This is a genomic window from Psychroflexus tropicus DSM 15496 (genome assembly GCF_000378765.1).
In the GTDB taxonomy this organism is placed as follows: Bacteria; Bacteroidota; Bacteroidia; order Flavobacteriales; family Flavobacteriaceae; genus Psychroflexus; species Psychroflexus tropicus.
The window spans coordinates 50,466-66,354 of sequence record NZ_KB905346.1; the positions used below are offsets into that span (position 1 = coordinate 50,466).

The 15,889-nt window shown below is 35.8% G+C and carries 15 protein-coding genes; 7 read left to right on the top strand and 8 right to left on the bottom strand.

The window, feature by feature from the left end; all coding sequences use genetic code 11:
- The first annotated feature begins 1 nt into the window (after position 1).
- Positions 2 to 1,435 (top strand): T9SS type A sorting domain-containing protein, encoded by a 1,434-nt coding sequence (locus tag F598_RS0112705; RefSeq protein WP_019039450.1) that lies wholly within the window; start codon positions 2 to 4, stop codon positions 1,433 to 1,435.
- A gap of 153 nt (positions 1,436 to 1,588) precedes the next feature.
- Here the strand turns inward: F598_RS0112705 and F598_RS0112710 are convergent, their stop codons facing one another.
- Positions 1,589 to 1,927 (bottom strand): single-stranded DNA-binding protein, encoded by a 339-nt coding sequence (locus F598_RS0112710; RefSeq protein ID WP_026302714.1) that lies wholly within the window; start codon positions 1,925 to 1,927, stop codon positions 1,589 to 1,591.
- A 438-nt stretch (positions 1,928 to 2,365) separates the two neighbouring features.
- On the opposite strand from F598_RS0112710, the gene F598_RS15485 reads away from it, so the two are divergent.
- Genes F598_RS15485 through F598_RS0112725 form a run of 3 tightly spaced genes read left to right on the top strand, consistent with a single transcriptional unit; the run spans position 2,366 to position 5,259 of the window.
- The gene (locus F598_RS15485; RefSeq protein WP_169334108.1) at positions 2,366 to 2,542 is read left to right on the top strand and encodes a hypothetical protein; all 177 of its coding nucleotides are present in this window, start codon (positions 2,366 to 2,368) and stop codon (positions 2,540 to 2,542) included.
- 42 nt (positions 2,543 to 2,584) lie between these two features.
- Positions 2,585 to 4,585 (top strand): tetratricopeptide repeat-containing sensor histidine kinase, encoded by a 2,001-nt coding sequence (locus F598_RS0112720; protein ID WP_019039453.1) that lies wholly within the window; start codon positions 2,585 to 2,587, stop codon positions 4,583 to 4,585.
- A 5-nt stretch (positions 4,586 to 4,590) separates the two neighbouring features.
- A complete protein-coding gene (locus tag F598_RS0112725) occupies positions 4,591 to 5,259 on the top strand; it encodes a response regulator (protein WP_019039454.1) in 669 nt (222 codons plus the stop codon).
- A gap of 400 nt (positions 5,260 to 5,659) precedes the next feature.
- Here F598_RS0112725 and F598_RS0112730 read toward each other — a convergent pair whose 3' ends face one another.
- The 3 genes from F598_RS0112730 to tyrS form a co-directional block, all read right to left on the bottom strand.
- Entirely contained in the window at positions 5,660 to 6,619 is a 960-nt protein-coding gene (locus tag F598_RS0112730) for an OmpA family protein (RefSeq protein ID WP_026302715.1), read from the bottom strand.
- A gap of 42 nt (positions 6,620 to 6,661) precedes the next feature.
- Positions 6,662 to 7,426: an exodeoxyribonuclease III gene (locus tag F598_RS0112735; RefSeq protein ID WP_019039456.1), complete on the bottom strand. Its 765-nt coding sequence runs from the start codon at positions 7,424 to 7,426 to the stop codon at positions 6,662 to 6,664.
- Between the two features lie 339 nt (positions 7,427 to 7,765).
- A complete protein-coding gene (tyrS, locus tag F598_RS0112740) occupies positions 7,766 to 9,061 on the bottom strand; it encodes a tyrosine--tRNA ligase (protein ID WP_019039457.1) in 1,296 nt (431 codons plus the stop codon).
- Between the two features lie 74 nt (positions 9,062 to 9,135).
- On the opposite strand from tyrS, the gene F598_RS0112745 reads away from it, so the two are divergent.
- On the top strand, positions 9,136 to 10,134 hold the full coding sequence (locus F598_RS0112745) for an NAD-dependent epimerase/dehydratase family protein (RefSeq protein WP_019039458.1): 999 nt from the start codon (positions 9,136 to 9,138) through the stop codon (positions 10,132 to 10,134).
- On the opposite strand, the gene F598_RS0112750 is transcribed toward F598_RS0112745, so the two are convergent.
- The 3 genes from F598_RS0112750 to F598_RS0112760 are packed head-to-tail and all read right to left on the bottom strand — an operon-like array spanning position 10,131 to position 12,657.
- Positions 10,131 to 10,586 carry a DUF4296 domain-containing protein gene (locus F598_RS0112750; protein WP_019039459.1) on the bottom strand — a complete coding sequence of 152 codons (456 nt, stop codon included), beginning with the start codon at positions 10,584 to 10,586 and terminating at the stop codon, positions 10,131 to 10,133. The genes F598_RS0112745 and F598_RS0112750 overlap by 4 nt on opposite strands.
- A 1-nt stretch (position 10,587) precedes the next feature.
- Positions 10,588 to 11,928: a dihydroorotase gene (locus F598_RS0112755; RefSeq protein WP_019039460.1), complete on the bottom strand. Its 1,341-nt coding sequence runs from the start codon at positions 11,926 to 11,928 to the stop codon at positions 10,588 to 10,590.
- Between the two features lie 3 nt (positions 11,929 to 11,931).
- Complete coding sequence (locus F598_RS0112760) at positions 11,932 to 12,657, bottom strand: polyprenol monophosphomannose synthase (protein WP_019039461.1); 726 nt, start codon at positions 12,655 to 12,657, stop codon at positions 11,932 to 11,934.
- 97 nt (positions 12,658 to 12,754) lie between these two features.
- Between F598_RS0112760 and F598_RS0112765 the strand changes: the two genes are divergently transcribed.
- Both F598_RS0112765 and F598_RS0112770 read left to right on the top strand, forming a co-directional pair.
- Positions 12,755 to 13,402: a DUF4271 domain-containing protein gene (locus tag F598_RS0112765; RefSeq protein ID WP_026302716.1), complete on the top strand. Its 648-nt coding sequence runs from the start codon at positions 12,755 to 12,757 to the stop codon at positions 13,400 to 13,402.
- Positions 13,403 to 13,433: 31 nt separating this feature from the next.
- Complete coding sequence (locus F598_RS0112770; RefSeq protein WP_019039463.1) at positions 13,434 to 14,171, top strand: uroporphyrinogen-III synthase; 738 nt, start codon at positions 13,434 to 13,436, stop codon at positions 14,169 to 14,171.
- 73 nt (positions 14,172 to 14,244) lie between these two features.
- On the opposite strand, the gene pckA is transcribed toward F598_RS0112770, so the two are convergent.
- Entirely contained in the window at positions 14,245 to 15,840 is a 1,596-nt protein-coding gene (pckA, locus tag F598_RS0112775; protein ID WP_019039464.1) for a phosphoenolpyruvate carboxykinase (ATP), read from the bottom strand.
- Between the last annotated feature and the right edge of the window lie 49 nt (positions 15,841 to 15,889).

The following is a 15,889-nucleotide window of genomic DNA, read 5'->3' on the forward strand; positions in this document are numbered from 1 at the left end:
TGTGACTTTTAGAGTTGATTTAGCTAAGAGTGTAACTGATTCTATTGGCCCTGCAACAGTATATATTGATGTTATCGATAATTTAGGAAATCGCACAGAAAAAGATGATGGAGATGTACCCGTAAACGAATTTGTAACAGGGGCTTCAGCACCTTTTGATATTAATATCGACGATACAGATATAAGGTTTGGAGATGGTAATTATCTGGTTGCTGTACTTAAACAAAATAACGCTCCTAAAGTAGAGTGGACCTCACAACAAATTCCAATCAATAAAACTCCAACGTTTTTCTTAGAACCTTCTTCTATAAATATACCTTGTGGTAATACATCTCCTCAAACCTTTACTGTGTCTAATAATTCTAACTTGAGTGGCGTCACCTATCAATGGGATGTTGGTAGCGGCTGGTCTGGCAATATAGGAAGTGGTAATTCAATTACAATTACTCCAAGTAGTGGTAATAATTTACCCTCCGACATTTCAGTTACACCTGTTTTTAATGGAGAGCCTGTTACAACATTAGATAGTTTTGTTAATAGAGCAGCATATAATCCATCCTCTTTTATTTCTGGTTCAGCTACCCTATGTAGCAATCCCAACTATAGCGTTAATAATCTAGAAAGTGGAGAAACCATTATTGGATGGAGTGTCTCAGACACAGCGATAGCTAGCTTTGACCCTAGAAGCCCAGGAAGAAACCAAATAACTCTTAATGCCAATGGAAGTGGCGCAGTTACACTTACGGTTACAATACAGAATGCCTGTGGCCAAACAGCAGATATCACAAGAAATGTGTTTGTAGGCTTCCCTGCAGCTAATGGCAATACCGAAATATGGGCAGGAACACCAGGTGTTAATCCTGTTTCTACCCTTCCAGGGGCTACTTATAAATTTGAAGTAGAAGATGTACCTGGTGCTAACTCATATACATGGGTTTTGCCTAGTGGTTTTAATGTTTTGAACGGAGGCTCAACTACTACAACAAGTACTTCCATTTTTGTTACAACTTCATCTACACCTGGAACTTATACGATAAACTGTAGAGCTAACAATCCATGTGGATTGAGCTGGACAGATAATTTAACTATCACAAATGGCTCTATCAGTGGCGGTGGTGGTAGCAATAATTGTCCTCCAGGAGTTTCTCCTCCTTGTGCAATTATAGGACCACACCCCCTAAGTGTTTCTCCTAATCCAGCCTCAGATTTTATTGAAATAGGTTCAAGGTACGAATCTGGAAAAAATAAAAAGTTAGCTAGTTTTGCATTAGAAGACCATAGCTACAAGCTTTACGATTTTAACGGTAAACTAATTCAAAAAGACAACTTTATTAATTCTACTAGAGTAGATGTGTCCAGGCTTAACAAAGGAAGGTATATACTAATTACTAAAACAGGTGATCAAGTTAAAACCCATCATATTGTTATTGAGTAATGATAGTGACAAAAGCATTATCAATGCTTAGCTTTTATTCAATATTTACAATAATTATTAGATATGCAAAAGCTGTATATGGACTCAACTAAATTTAAAATCCCACCTTGTAATACACAAGGAGGGGTTTTTTAAACTCACATTAAAAATTATCTACTCTTTTCTGGAGGTCGGCACAATCTCCGAACAATTGACTTCGGTGATGTAGCGCTTTTCTCCTTCTTTAGTTTCGTAAGAGCGTGGCGCGAGTTTTCCTCTTAATAAGACTTCCTGACCTTTTTTGACATAAGTCTCGATAAAGCTGGCAGTTTTTCCCCAGGCCACAATATTGTGCCAGTAGGTGTTGGTGACTTTCTCTCCGCTGTTGTCGTAATAGAACTCGTTGGTCGCGATGGAAAATTTAACGAGTTTCTTTCCAGAGTCTAGATTGATAACTTCTGGATCCTGGCCTAAGTGGCCCATTAACTGAACTGAATTTTTTAAAGTACTCATAACGATAAAAATTAAATGATTTAAATAATGGTCTGGTCTTTCCAAACCAGATCGACGGTGTTTCCGATCGACAAGGCAAAGATGCGGAGAGAGTTTTGTTGTAGTCGGCTGTTAAACAGTTACTTCCTTTTACTTACGTTTGAAAACGTTTGTAGCCGTTTGTAAACGAATAATAAGCTTGATTTTTAATTCTATTCATTAAAAAAAAGCTTTGTAAACTCCTGTTTAAACTAATAGATTAGTTTAATAAATTACCAATTTATCTTTAGATAGCTTATAATCACTGTCTTTAATCACAAGAGAGTAAGAATAGAAAGCCTAAAATTTTACGGTTTTCCCGTAGCATGTGTACGGTCAAACCGTAAACCTTTTGGTTTTATCTATCCTACATTTGTAATGTCAACAAACAATAAAACAATTCATTTAAAACTTAGAGTTATGAAAAAGATTATCGGAATTTTCACAATGGTATGTTTATTATTTTTCGCAGGTTGTTCTCCAGAAACCTTTAATGATGATCAGTACGAAGGACAAACGCCAGAAGAAATCTTTGGAACAGGTGGAGAAAATAGAGTTCATAGAGCAACAAGAACCCATGATGATGGTGATCTTTAAGATTAATTAAGTACTTTCGACAAGATCTAGAAATATGTTTTAATGAAGCAATGCTTATTTTATCTTGTCATTTGTATTCTTTTAATAAATTGTCAATCTCCTAAAGATAAAAGTGTTGAAATTAATTCTCAACTTAGAGATTCTATACTTAGTAATTTAAGAAGGTTTGATAATAAAATTGATGAAGAAAATAGTTTAACAAAGTCATTTCAACATGTTATACAAATTGATAATGACAGCCTTCAAATTAAATATTTAAGGGCTCTAGATTACAGAGCACTTAATTCAAGTTTAGATCTATTTACTGAGATAAACCATTTAGGGAGGGAAAAAGCTTTAAAATATAAAGACACTTTTTCATTAGCTACTTTCTACTGGGATCTAGGTGATTATCATTTAAATAAAAATGACTCGGATAAAGCTTATCTTGCTTTTAATGAAGCTCAATTTCTATACGGTCAAATAGACGAATTAGAAAAAAATGCTCTATTGCTATATAATTTGGCATTAATACAATCTCAAGCTAAAGATTATACAGGAGCAGAAGTAAACTTAATAAGGGTTGCCGAAATTTCAAAAGAAATTCAAAACTTTGAGTTACTCTTTAAAACGTTTAATTCATTAGGAGTTTCAAACTATAACTTGAGAAATTACGAGGTTGCCATTACTTATTATAACAATGCTTTACAAGCCTTAGGAAAAGTTGAAGATTCAGAATTATATCGGGCTGCCACTTTCAATAACCTTGGTAATGTTTATGAAAAGCAAGGCAAATACGATTTAGCAATCACCAATTATCGTAAAACCTTATCTACTCCCAAACTTTATGATGGTGATCCTTACCTCTATGCCATGGCTTTGGATAACCTGGCCTATAACCGTTTAGAAACAGGAGCGCTTCAAAATGTGCTTCCCGATATGCAGGAAGCCTTGGGTATTCGCCAAAAAATACAACACTTAGCTGGGATCTCCATTAGTCAACTCCACATTGCAGAATATTATCAGTTTGTTGGTAATCAAACCAAGGCTGTCGAGTTTGCAAAAGCTGCGAATACCACCTCCAAACAAAACAATAACAATAGAGATATTCTAGCCTCCTGGCTATTATTAGCAGATCTTCAGCCAGAAAATAGTTACAAATACACCACCTCCTACATCCAATTAAGCGATAGTCTTCAGATGGAGGAACGAAAAGTCAGAAATAAATTTGAGCGGATACGCTTTGAAACCGAAGAAGTCATGCAGCGGGCTGAAATGCTGGAAGAAGAGCGAACCATTGTATTTCTCATCTCTTCGCTTATTATTATCATAGGGAGTTCGATTTTTATTTTTTACGTACAGCGTTCCAAAAACAGGTCTTTAAAACTGGAACGTGATCAAAAAATCGCCGATGAAAAAATTTACGAGTTACTTTTGATCCAGAGTGCCAGAAAGGATGAAGGAAAGCGAGAGGAACGCGATCGTATTGCCAGAGAACTTCACGATAACATCCTTACCGAATTGTATGCCAACCGGATGAATCTCATGTTTTATAAATATAAAATCGGGATTAAAGGAGACGAAAAGTTTGGTAAACTCACCGATAACCTTATGGACGTTGAAAAGCAAATTCGTAGTTTATCCCATGAACTGTCCAATACTTATTTTGATGAACATAAAGAATTTGGGGATCTGATTCAGGATCTCATTCAAAAATTACAATTGGAACGCACGCATCAGTTATCTGTAGACGACTCTGTTAATTGGTCTAAAATTGCTTCTAATATTAAAATGCATACCTATCGTATCCTACAGGAATCGATTATGAATATTCAAAAGCACGCCGAGGCACATTTTGTATTCATCAAGTTCACTTTAAATGAAGAAGCCGATAAGATTGAATTTACGATTAAAGATGATGGGAAAGGCTTTAAAGACTCAAAAAAACCAGGGATTGGATTAAAAAATATTAAATCTAGGGTTGAAGATATTAAAGGAAAAATAAGTATTAATTCTAAACTTGGATCTGGAACAAAAATCAGTATTTTTATTCCAATCAAATAATAGCTATGCCTAAGCACAATATACTCCTCGTTGATGATCACCCCATGATAATTGCCGGTTTCGACCAAGCTTTAGATATCATTAGCGAGCGTAATCATAAAATGAAATTTAATAGTAATTCTGCTTTAGAGTGTGATACTGCTGCAGAATTAATTAAAGACTCAGAAACCTCTTACGATCTTATATGTCTGGACTTATCTTTACCTGGAAGCAAAGACGGCAAGTATAATTCTGGCGAAGATTTAGCTCAACTGGCACGTAAGCATCAGCCTGAAGCCAAATTATTGATTTGTACCATGCTTGAAAATAATTATAAGGTACTTAATGTGATGCGCAGGATAGATCCCGACGGATTTCTGGTGAAGTCTGAAACCAATCCGGATATTTTAATTGCTGCGATTGAGAACTTACTAAGAGGAAAAACCTACCAAAGTGCCACTGTCCATCAAATGCTAAAGCGAACTGTAGAGTATTCTCATAATATTGATGAGATAGACCTCAAAATTCTTTACCTCCTTTCTCAAGGTACCTTAACAAAAAATCTACCCGAAAGTATTGGCTTTTCACTGAGTGCTATCGAAAAGCGAAAAAAGCAAATGAAGCAGTTTTTTGATGTTTCCAACAGTAACGATAAGATTCTTCTAGAAAAAGCAAAAGAAAAGGGATTTTTATAGATCCCTTTTTTTTAGATAGATATTTGTTGCCAGTTTGAGCTAGCTGATGATAAGAGCAATCAGCAATCAAAACAACTCTAATACCGTAACTTGTCTTCGAGAGGACTTCATTCGGCATCCATTCCATACTTATACTTGTTGTGAGTTTTAATAAAATTCTGTCAATTCGAGTGAAATATTTATCGAGAATAAGAATTTTTAGATTTGAATGAGTTCTCGACCTGCCTGCCTGCTGGCTGGTACAATTTTTTATCAAAAAATCACCCGCCTGAATGACTTCGTCGGGCAGGCTCGAACAGACAATATGCTATCTATTCCAATTCAAAATGCACCTCAGGTTAATACATAAAATTCTTATCAATTCTTTACAGGTCTTTAATAACCTTATTGATCTCATCTTTTATTCACTCAACAATCTAGAAATTTCATCCAATTTAGGTGTAAGGACAACCTCGATACGTCGGTTCTTAGATTTACCAGCGCTTGAAGTATTTGAAGCAACGGGAGCAAATTCACCTTTTCCAGCTGCAGTTAGGTTTTGAGGGTTAATATTATTGTTTTTCAACAGTAATTTGAGAACTTCTGTCGCCCGTTTTGTAGATAAATCCCAATTATCGTTTAAAGGACCATTACCACCATAAGGTACATTATCAGTATGTCCTTCTATGAGAACAGCAATATCTGGATTTTGAGCCAAAACCTTTCCAAGTTCATTCACTGCTTTTTGCCCTTCTTTTCCTACATTCCAACTCCCAGAGTCAAAAAGTAATTTATTCTCCATAGACACATAAACTTTCCCGTCTCTCATTTCGACACTCAGGCCCTGACCTTCAAAGTTAGTTAACGCCCTGGATAGATTATCCTTTAAAGTTTGCATCTTTTGCTCTTTTTCAGCGATAAGGCCTTCCAGTTCTGCTACGCGTCTCGATCTAGCCTCCAGGTCCTTTTGAAGCTGTTCTAATCGGGTCTGTTCTTTAGCTAAGGCTTTCTCTTTATCTTCCAAGGTCTGAAGTAATTCCCGGTTTTGCTTTGAATTTTCTGCAAGAGCCTGAGAACTGTTTTGTTCTAAAGCATTATAGGATTGCTGAAGATTGTCCAGTGTATTCTTAGTTCGGTCCAGGTCTGCTAAAAGTTCGTCGCGCTGAGTTTTTAGTATCTCTATGCGGTCTCTAGCATAGGCTAGGTCATCTTCAATTTTCACTCTCTCTGCATTAGCCTCCTCTAGCTTTCTCTCTAATTGTTGATTTACTCGCTGTAATGAATTATAATCTTCTTCCAACTCCAAAAAGCGTTTTTGGCTAACACAGCCCATTAGATTAAGAGTCAAAAAACCAATAAAAGCGTATTTCAATGTCTTCATTTAATTTAAGATTTTAGGACTATAACGGTCATTGTTGAGTATTTATTTTAGCTCCAGCATAACGGGGCAATGATCACTATGTTTTGCTTCAGGCAGTATAACTGACTTGGAAATTCTTTCTTCTATTTCATTAGCCACCAAAAGATAGTCTAAGCGCCATCCCTTATTATTGGCTCTGGCGTTGGCTCTATAACTCCACCAGGAATACTGAATCACATCTTCATTTAGTTTTCTAAAGGAGTCAACAAATCCAGTTTCATCCAGGAAACTGGAAAGCCATTTTCGTTCTGCAGGTAGAAAACCTGAAACAGTCTTTAGCCTCACCGGGTCATGAATATCGATAGCTTCGTGACAAATGTTATAATCTCCGCAAATCACGAGCTGAGGAATCTTTTGCTTAAGCTCTTCAATATAAGATTTAAAATCATCCATGTAAGAAAACTTGTAGTCGAGTCTGGCATCATTGGTGCCTGATGGAAGGTAAAGGCTCATGATAGAAACATCATCGAAGTCTGCTCTTAGGTTTCTGCCCTCTTTATCCATATAATCTATTCCAGTTCCATACTCAATATGATTTGGTTCAATTCTAGAAATGATTCCTACACTACTGTAGCCTTTTTTCTCAGCCGAGTACCAATAACAATAATTGTAGCCTAAGTCTTCAAAAATGGAATTATCAATCTGTTCTGGTTGGGCTTTGGTTTCTTGAAAACAAACAACATCTGCATCGGTGGAATCGATCCAATCTATCAATCCTTTCTTGAGTGCAGCACGAATACCATTGACATTATAAGAGATTATTTTCATACAGGTTTTTAAACCAAAAGTATAAATAAGTAATCAACTGAATTTGTCAGTTTTTGATTTTTTAAGACGAATCCTCTGGTGGGGAAAAATCCGAAAATAATATGTTGATTTTCAGCGCTATGAAATTTATCCTGTTAATAATTTACAAAAAATCATCAATTTATTTTTGAGAGATGAATATCTACCGTACATTTGTATTAGGATGAAGTTTTTTCATAATAGATTGGTTAGTTAAGAAAAGCCTTGAGCACTCGTTCAAGGCTTTTCTGTTTTATATACTTTCCTGTTAACAAAAAAGACTTTCCCTACGGAAAGCCTTTTAAATACTTTTTTTAACTACTAATTGAACTTAATGAGGTAAGTGTTTTTCTTTCCTTTGTTAATCAATACATATCTTTCGTTAATTAGATCCTTATCAGTAATCTTAAAGTCTAAATTGACTTTAGTTTTATTCACTGATATGGAATTTTCTTTTAACGCTCTTCTGGCTTCACCATTAGATTTTAAAAATCCTGTCTCTGCGGAAAGCGCTGCTATCATGTCAAAATCTGTATTTAGCAAATCTCTACTTAGCTCTTTTAATGGAACACCTTCAAAAACGTCAAGAAATGTCGCTTCATCAAGTCTTGCAAGATCTTCTTCAGTACTTTTTCCAAATAAAACTTTAGAGGCTTCTTTAGCTTTCTCTAAAGCCTCTTTGGAGTGAACTGTCGCTGTGATTTCATCTGCTAATCTATTTTGAAGCCGTCTCAAGTGAGGTTCTTTACTATGAGATAAGATTAAGCTATCGATTTCATCTTGTGATAAAAAAGTAAATATTTTGATAAATTTTTCAGCATCTTCATCACTGGTATTGATCCAGTATTGGTAGAACTTGTAAGGGGATGTTTTTGCTGGATCCAGCCAAATATTACCCGAAGCTGTCTTCCCAAATTTTGTTCCGTCTGCCTTTGTAATGAGAGGGCAGGTGAGGGCAAAGCCTTTACCTTGATCTATTCGTCTTATGAGCTCTGTTCCTGTGGTAATATTTCCCCACTGGTCACTTCCACCCATTTGTAATGTACAATGTTGAGTTCTGAATAAATGAAGAAAATCGTAACCCTGAACCAATTGGTAGGTGAATTCAGTAAAGCTCATTCCTTCTTTAGACTCTGATGATAATCGTTTCTTTACAGAATCCTTGGACATCATATAATTCACAGTGATGTGTTTCCCTACATCTCTAATAAAGTCTAAGAATGAAAATTCTTTCATCCAGTCGTAATTATTAACTAACTGGGCTGAATTATCATCTGATGTATTAAAATCTAAAAACTTCGAAAGTTGGTTTTTAATCGCATTTTGGTTATGCCTTAGGGTCTCTTCGTCCAAAAGATTTCTTTCTTGAGATTTTCCAGAAGGATCGCCAATCATACCGGTAGCACCTCCTATTAAGGCTACTGGCCGATGTCCAGCCAATTGAAAATGACGAAGCATCATTACGCCCACCAAATGACCTATGTGTAAGGAGTCTGCTGTGGGATCGATACCAACATAAGCAGCTCTAGAGGATTCATTCAGATGTTCTTGAGTACCCGGCATCAAATCGTGGACCATGCCTCTCCAGGTCACTTCCTGTATAAAATCTTTTTTCATATTTATCTTATGATTTCGCACAAAGATATTATAATGAAAAAATTATCAACTTTCGATTTTCGTATATTTACCAAATGAATTTACTAACGGGAGCAACAGGACTTGTTGGTGCACACTTGCTAGCATACCTTATTTCTAAAAAAGTCAAAACTCGTGCTTTGTTTAGAACCGAAAACAAGAAGCAACAAGCCATCAACGTACTACTGAAATACGACATATCAGATGATCAGTTGGAGAAGTATATAGAATGGTATAGGTGCGATATCTTAGATCTTCCTGCTTTAGAATTAGCTTTTGAGGGTGTAACTCATGTTTACCATTGCGCTGGATTCATTAGTAACAGTCCTTCAGATTACAAGCTTATGCGTAAGGTGAATATTGAAGGCACAGCCCATATGGTTAATCTATCAATCCATTTTGGTATTGAAAAATTTGGGCATGTTAGTTCTATTGCAACACTTGGGAAGCCTATCTCACCGCAAACTGAGATTACTGAGAAGACTCCTCTAGCAGAAGATCAAAAACCCTCTGCTTACGAAATTAGTAAGTACGGGGCCGAAATGGAAGTATGGAGAGCTTCTCAGGAGGGCTTAAAAGTCGTTATCCTTAATCCTGGAATCATTCTTGGCGATGGATTCTATAGCACAGGAAGTGGGAAGCTTCTCTCGAAAATGAAAAATGGGGTGAAAATATTTCCACCAAAGATTACTGGTTTCGTTGGGGTTTATGATGTGTGCAAGGCCATGATCAAATTGATGGACAGCAACATCATCAATGAAAGGTACATCTTAGTATCAGAGAATTTATCTTTTTATCATGTTATGAGCCTTTTTGCATCAAAATTCAATAAACCTGCTCCTGACATAGAACTAAAACCCTGGATGTTGTATATCACATGGTTTTTCGAAATTCTAAGGTCTTTTTTTACAAGCTATAAACGCCAGCTTACCTTAGAAGTCATCCCAGATTTATTTAAAAATGCTTTGTACTCTTCCAATAAAATTAAAAATGAACTAGATTTTGAATTTGAACCTATAGAAGTGTATCTGGATAGAATTTATCAAAGGTATTAATCAATACTTTTATCCCGGGTAATCATTATTTTCTTCGGGATCGTATCAAGTTTACGAATTGAATCTTGTTTCTTTTTTTCCACTCTTCTTAGACTATCTGTAACTTCCGAAATGGAATCATAGGCTTTTTCTAAACGTGTAATACTGTCTTTTACTTTTTGATAGATCTCTAAATTTTCATCAAATTTCAAGTTGTAGTAAAGTAGATTCTGTTTGAGATCTGTACTGTCTATCTTGTATTTAAGGGATAAAAATTCAAGCATTTCAACATCTAATTCCTCAAGCCTTTTCTCATTGACTCCAGTAGCTGCATCGAGCAAAACCATATCGTAAATCAGATCTTTCATTTCTGATTTTGTCAACAAAGTATTGGGTTTCTCAACCTCCTTAACATCCTGACAACTCAAGAGTAAGAAAAGATTTAACAGCCCTAAAGCAAATATCAGTTTCATATTATCGATCAAATTCTAAGCGTTCACCAAACAGTCCATCATTGAATTTAAAATTCTCAAATACAAGGTGTCCATTTACAAAAGTGTGAGTCACTCTGGACTTGAAACTTGTTCCTTCGAAAGGGGACCAGCCGCATTTATAAAAAATATTTCTCGAGTTGACGGTCCAAGGTGCCAAAGTGTCGACCAATACCAAATCTGCTTTATAGCCTTCTTTAATAAATCCTCTTAGGTGAATATCAAATAATAGAGCCGGATTGTGGCACATTTTTTCTACAATTTTTTCTAAAGATAGCTTCCCCTGATGATAAAATTCCAGCATTGCCGGTAAAGCGTGTTGGACAAGGGGTCCCCCGCTAGGGGCTTTTGTGTATACATTATCTTTTTCTTCCTTAGTATGAGGAGCATGATCTGTAGCAACAACGTCGAGTAAGTTCTTATTCAGAGCTTTGAGTAATTCTTGTTTATCCTTAGCTGTTTTTACCGCTGGATTCCACTTGATATGAGTTCCTTTTTTATTATAATCGGACTCGTCAAACCACAAATGGTGTATACATACTTCTGCGGTTATCTTTTTCTTCTTTAGAGGTAGCTTATTAGAGAATAATTTCAATTCTTTAGCGGTAGACAAGTGAAATACATGTAGTCTAGCTCCTGTCTTTTTAGCTAAAGCAACTGCTTTGGAAGAGGAAAGGTAGCAGGCTTCTTCACTTCTGATTTTGGGGTGCAGATGGATAGGAATATCTTCTCCATATTCTTCAAGATGTGCTTGTAAATTTCTTTGAATTGTATCTTCATCTTCGCAGTGTGTGGCTATGATAAGTGGAGAATGTTTAAAAATATCCTCCAGAACTTTTTCATCGTCCACAAGCATGTTGCCTGTAGATGAACCTAGGAATAATTTTAAGGCTGCTGTTGTTTTTGGGTTCACTTTCTTGATCTCCTCTAAATTGTCATTTGTGCCTCCAAACATAAAGGAGTAATTAGCATAAGAGTTATCTTTTGCCATATCAAACTTCTCCTCTAATTTTTCAATTGTCGTGGTTTGGGGGTTGGTGTTTGGCATTTCGAAGTAGGAGGTAATGCCTCCAGAAACCGCAGCTTTAGACCCAGTTAATATGGTTTCTTTATGGGTTAGCCCAGGCTCTCTAAAATGAACTTGGTCATCTATAATTCCGGGGATTAAATGCTTGCCGCCAGCATCAATAATCTTAATATCACTTGATTTTGCACTTATAGATGAAGAGACTTCTACTATGATATCATTTTTGATATGAACATCGCCTTCAAAGATTTTATTTTCATTGACGATTTTTGCATTTTTAATCAGATACTCTGTCATAAATTAAATTTTTCCAAAGAGGCTTTTAAGCTTCAAGGTGATAACTCCAAATACAGCTTCCTTAATGATTCCACTACTCATTTTAGATTTACCTTTTGTTCGATCTGTAAAGATAACAGGGATCTCTTTGAGTTTAAATCCTTTTTGGAAAGCTTTAAATTTCATTTCTATCTGAAACGCATATCCAACAAATTTTATTTTATCTAAATCTATAGTTTCTAACACCTTGCGCTTATAACAGATAAAACCAGCCGTAGTATCCTCAATTGGCATCCTTGTTATAGCTTTAACGTATTTGGAAGCCATCCATGATAGTAATACGCGTTTCATAGGCCAATTAATCACATTTACACCAGTGATATACCTGGAGCCAATCGTTACATCGTAATTTTCCTTAAGACAGGAGTTGTAAAGCCGGATTAAATCATTTGGGTTGTGTGAGAAATCTGCATCCATCTCAAAAATATAATCGTACTTTCTCTTTAAAGCCCATTGAAAGCCGTGTAAATAAGCTTTTCCCAATCCGCTTTTAGAAGTTCTTATTTCCAGGTGCAACTTTTCAGGGTACTCTTCCTGTAATTTATGAACTAAAGACCAGGTACCGTCTGGAGATGAATCATCAACAACTAGAATTTCAAAATCAACGGGTTGAGAAAAAATATTTTTAACTATTTTCTCAATATTTTCAATTTCGTTGTATGTGGGGATGATGACTAATTTTTGAGGCATCAAGTGTGGTTGAAAGTTGATTCACAAATATAGATTTTACCAACTAAAAGTCATCCATAAAAGGCTGTTTTAATTTACATTTGCTTTAAAAACGTTTTTGTTTCAATCGTTAAGACCACATATAGATCACCATTGGACCGTAGCCACATTCTTTTTTGTGCTCATTATCTTAGTGGTTGTTAAGTGGAACAAGACTAGCTATTTTTTTTCCTATCTCAACTCCCTTTACACGTCAAATTTTTATTCGAAAAAATTTCTTGAAAAAAGAAGGATAGAACTTTCAGAAGTTCTCTTATTCATAGGTAGTTTGTTCGGTTTGTCGTACTTTATTATGATCATTACTGAAAGTTTAGACTTCTCCATTCTAACTCATCTTCAAATTCTATTTTTAATTTCGATTTTTGTACTAAGTAAATACCTGGTCGAGAAAATGCTTGGAGATCTATTTGAAATAGATCAAATATTGAACAAATACTTGTTTTATAAGCAGGGAGTTCTCAGCTGGTTAGCGTTATTTTTTTTATTTCCTGCCGGACTTTTTTTATACTTTCAAGGTAGCTACAGTCCAATAATAGTTTTAGGGATTGTAACCGTGGCTGTGTTGGTGTACGCGTTCAAATTATTTTCCTTTGTCGGTTTATATCAAAAACACATTTTAGCATATTGGTTTTATTTTATTTTGTACCTTTGCGCTTTTGAAATTGCACCCTATTTGATTCTTTTTAAGGTTTTAAAAATCAATTGAATAAGCAAGGTGTAGTATAAAACTAAGCTATATGAAAGTGAAAAATATTCTTATTTCACAACCCAAACCTAATGTAGAAAATTCACCTTATTCAGAATTAGAAGAAAAACTGAAAGTTAAGATTGATTTTATTCCTTTCATTCATGTTGAGCCTGTAGATTCAAAACAGGTAAGGCAACAAAAAATCGATATTACCAAGTTTTCTGCAATTATCCTAACCAGCAGGAATGCCGTAGATCACTTCTTCAGGATTGCCGAAGAAATGAGGTATAAAATTCCAGATACTCTCAAATATTTTTGTCTTAGTGAAGCTGTTGCCTATTACTTACAAAAATATGTGGTGTATAGAAAGCGTAAAATTTATGTAGGGAAACGAACATTCCAAGAACTAGAAGCTAGTATTAAAAAGCATAAAGACGAGAAGTTTTTGTTACCTTCTTCAGATATGTTAAAACCTATTATACCACAGCAATTAGATAAACTTGGTGTGGATTGGACCAGAGGTATTTTTTACAAAACTGTGGTTAGTGATTTATCACATTTAAGAGAAGTATCTTATGATGTAGTGGTGTTTTTTAGTCCGAGTGGAATTAAGTCGCTTTATGAGAACTTCCCGGACTTCGAGCAAAAAGATACCAGGATAGCTGCTTTTGGAAATTCTACCATCAAAGCTGCCGAAGAAAAGGGACTTAAAGTGCAGATTCAGGCACCTACTCCAGAAAATCCATCTATGACCATGGCCATAGAAAATTACATTAAAGAGAATTAAGCTTCTCATTAAGTAATCATATAAAAAAGCCGGAAATTTATTTCCGGCTTTTTTGTGAATGGAGCTGTGCCGCTTAAGCGTTAGGTGCCCCTTTTATGATCTCAGAATCTGCATAATCCTCAAACTTTTTAAAGTTATCTCTAAATGATTTAGCAAGTGTTTTTGCTTTCACATCATAAGCTTCCTTATCTGCCCATGTGTCTTTTGGATTTAAGACTTCACTTGGAACTTCTGGGCAAGACATTGGCACTGCAATATTAAAGACTTCATGAGTTTTATAATCTACGTGATCGAGTTTGCCTTCCAGCGCTGCTGAAATCATGGCTCTGGTGTATTTCAGTTTCATTCGTCTTCCTGTCCCATAAGGACCACCAGTCCATCCTGTATTAATCAACCAAACGTTAACACCAGAATCTTTCATTTTCTTACTTAGCATTTCTCCATAGCGGGTAGGGTGAAGTGGCATAAAAGGAGCGCCAAAACAAGCAGAGAAGCTAGGGATTGGCTCAGTAACACCAGCTTCAGTTCCTGCAACTTTCGCTGTGTAACCACTTATAAAATGAAAAGCAGCCTGACCAGGTGTTAATTTACTTATAGGTGGCAGTACTCCAAAAGCATCTGCTGTGAGAAAGAAAATATTTTTGGGATTTTTTCCAACTGAACCTGGTTGTATATTGTCTATATGATAGATCGGGTAACTAACCCTGGTGTTTTGAGTAATACTACTGTCTAAAAAGTCTACTTTTCCATTTTTAATCACCACATTTTCCAAAATGGCACCCGGTTTAATAGCTCTATAGATGTCTGGTTCTTTCTCTTCAGATAAATCTATCACTTTAGCGTAGCAGCCTCCTTCAAAATTGAATACTGTGTTCTCATTTGTCCAGCCATGCTCATCATCACCTATTAATCTGCGGTCTGGATCTGCAGATAAAGTAGTTTTACCTGTGCCAGAGAGTCCAAAAAAGATGGCCGTGTCTCCATCTTTTCCAACATTTGCAGAGCAGTGCATTGGGAGGGTATTTTTCATCACTGGAAGGATAAAATTCAGAGCAGAAAAAATTCCTTTTTTGATTTCTCCGGTATAGCCGGTGCCGCCTATTAGGGCAATTTTTTTAGTGAAGTTTAATATAGCAAAATTGTGAGCTCTTGTTCCGTCAACTTCAGGATCTGCCATAAATCCCGGAGCATTTATAACCGTCCACTCTGGAGAAAAATCTTTTAGATCTTCTTCTGTGGGCCTCAAGAACATATTATATGTGAACATGTTGCTCCATGGAAGCTCATTTATATGTCTGATATTTAATCTGTAGTTATCATCGGCACAAGCGTAAGCATCTCTTACGAAGAGTTCTTTATCTCCTAAATAATTTACTACTTTATCGTAAAGTTTATCAAAATCACCAGGGTCGAAAGCTAAGTTGATGTCGCTCCACCACACTTCGTCTTTAGTGATATCATCTTTAACAATGAAGCGGTCTTTAGGTGAACGACCTGTAAATTCACCGGTGTTGATTGCTAAAGCGCCAGAATCAACTTCGACACCCTGTCCTTTTTCAATAGTAATTGCGTGTAATTCGTCCGAGGAAAGCTGATAATTAATTTGTTTAGAATGAATACCATAATTGGTCAACTCAATCGTTTTCGTAACTCCTTTTAAATTACTCATATTTTGTTGTGTTGTTGTTTATGGTGTACAAAGCTAACGAGTTTCATCT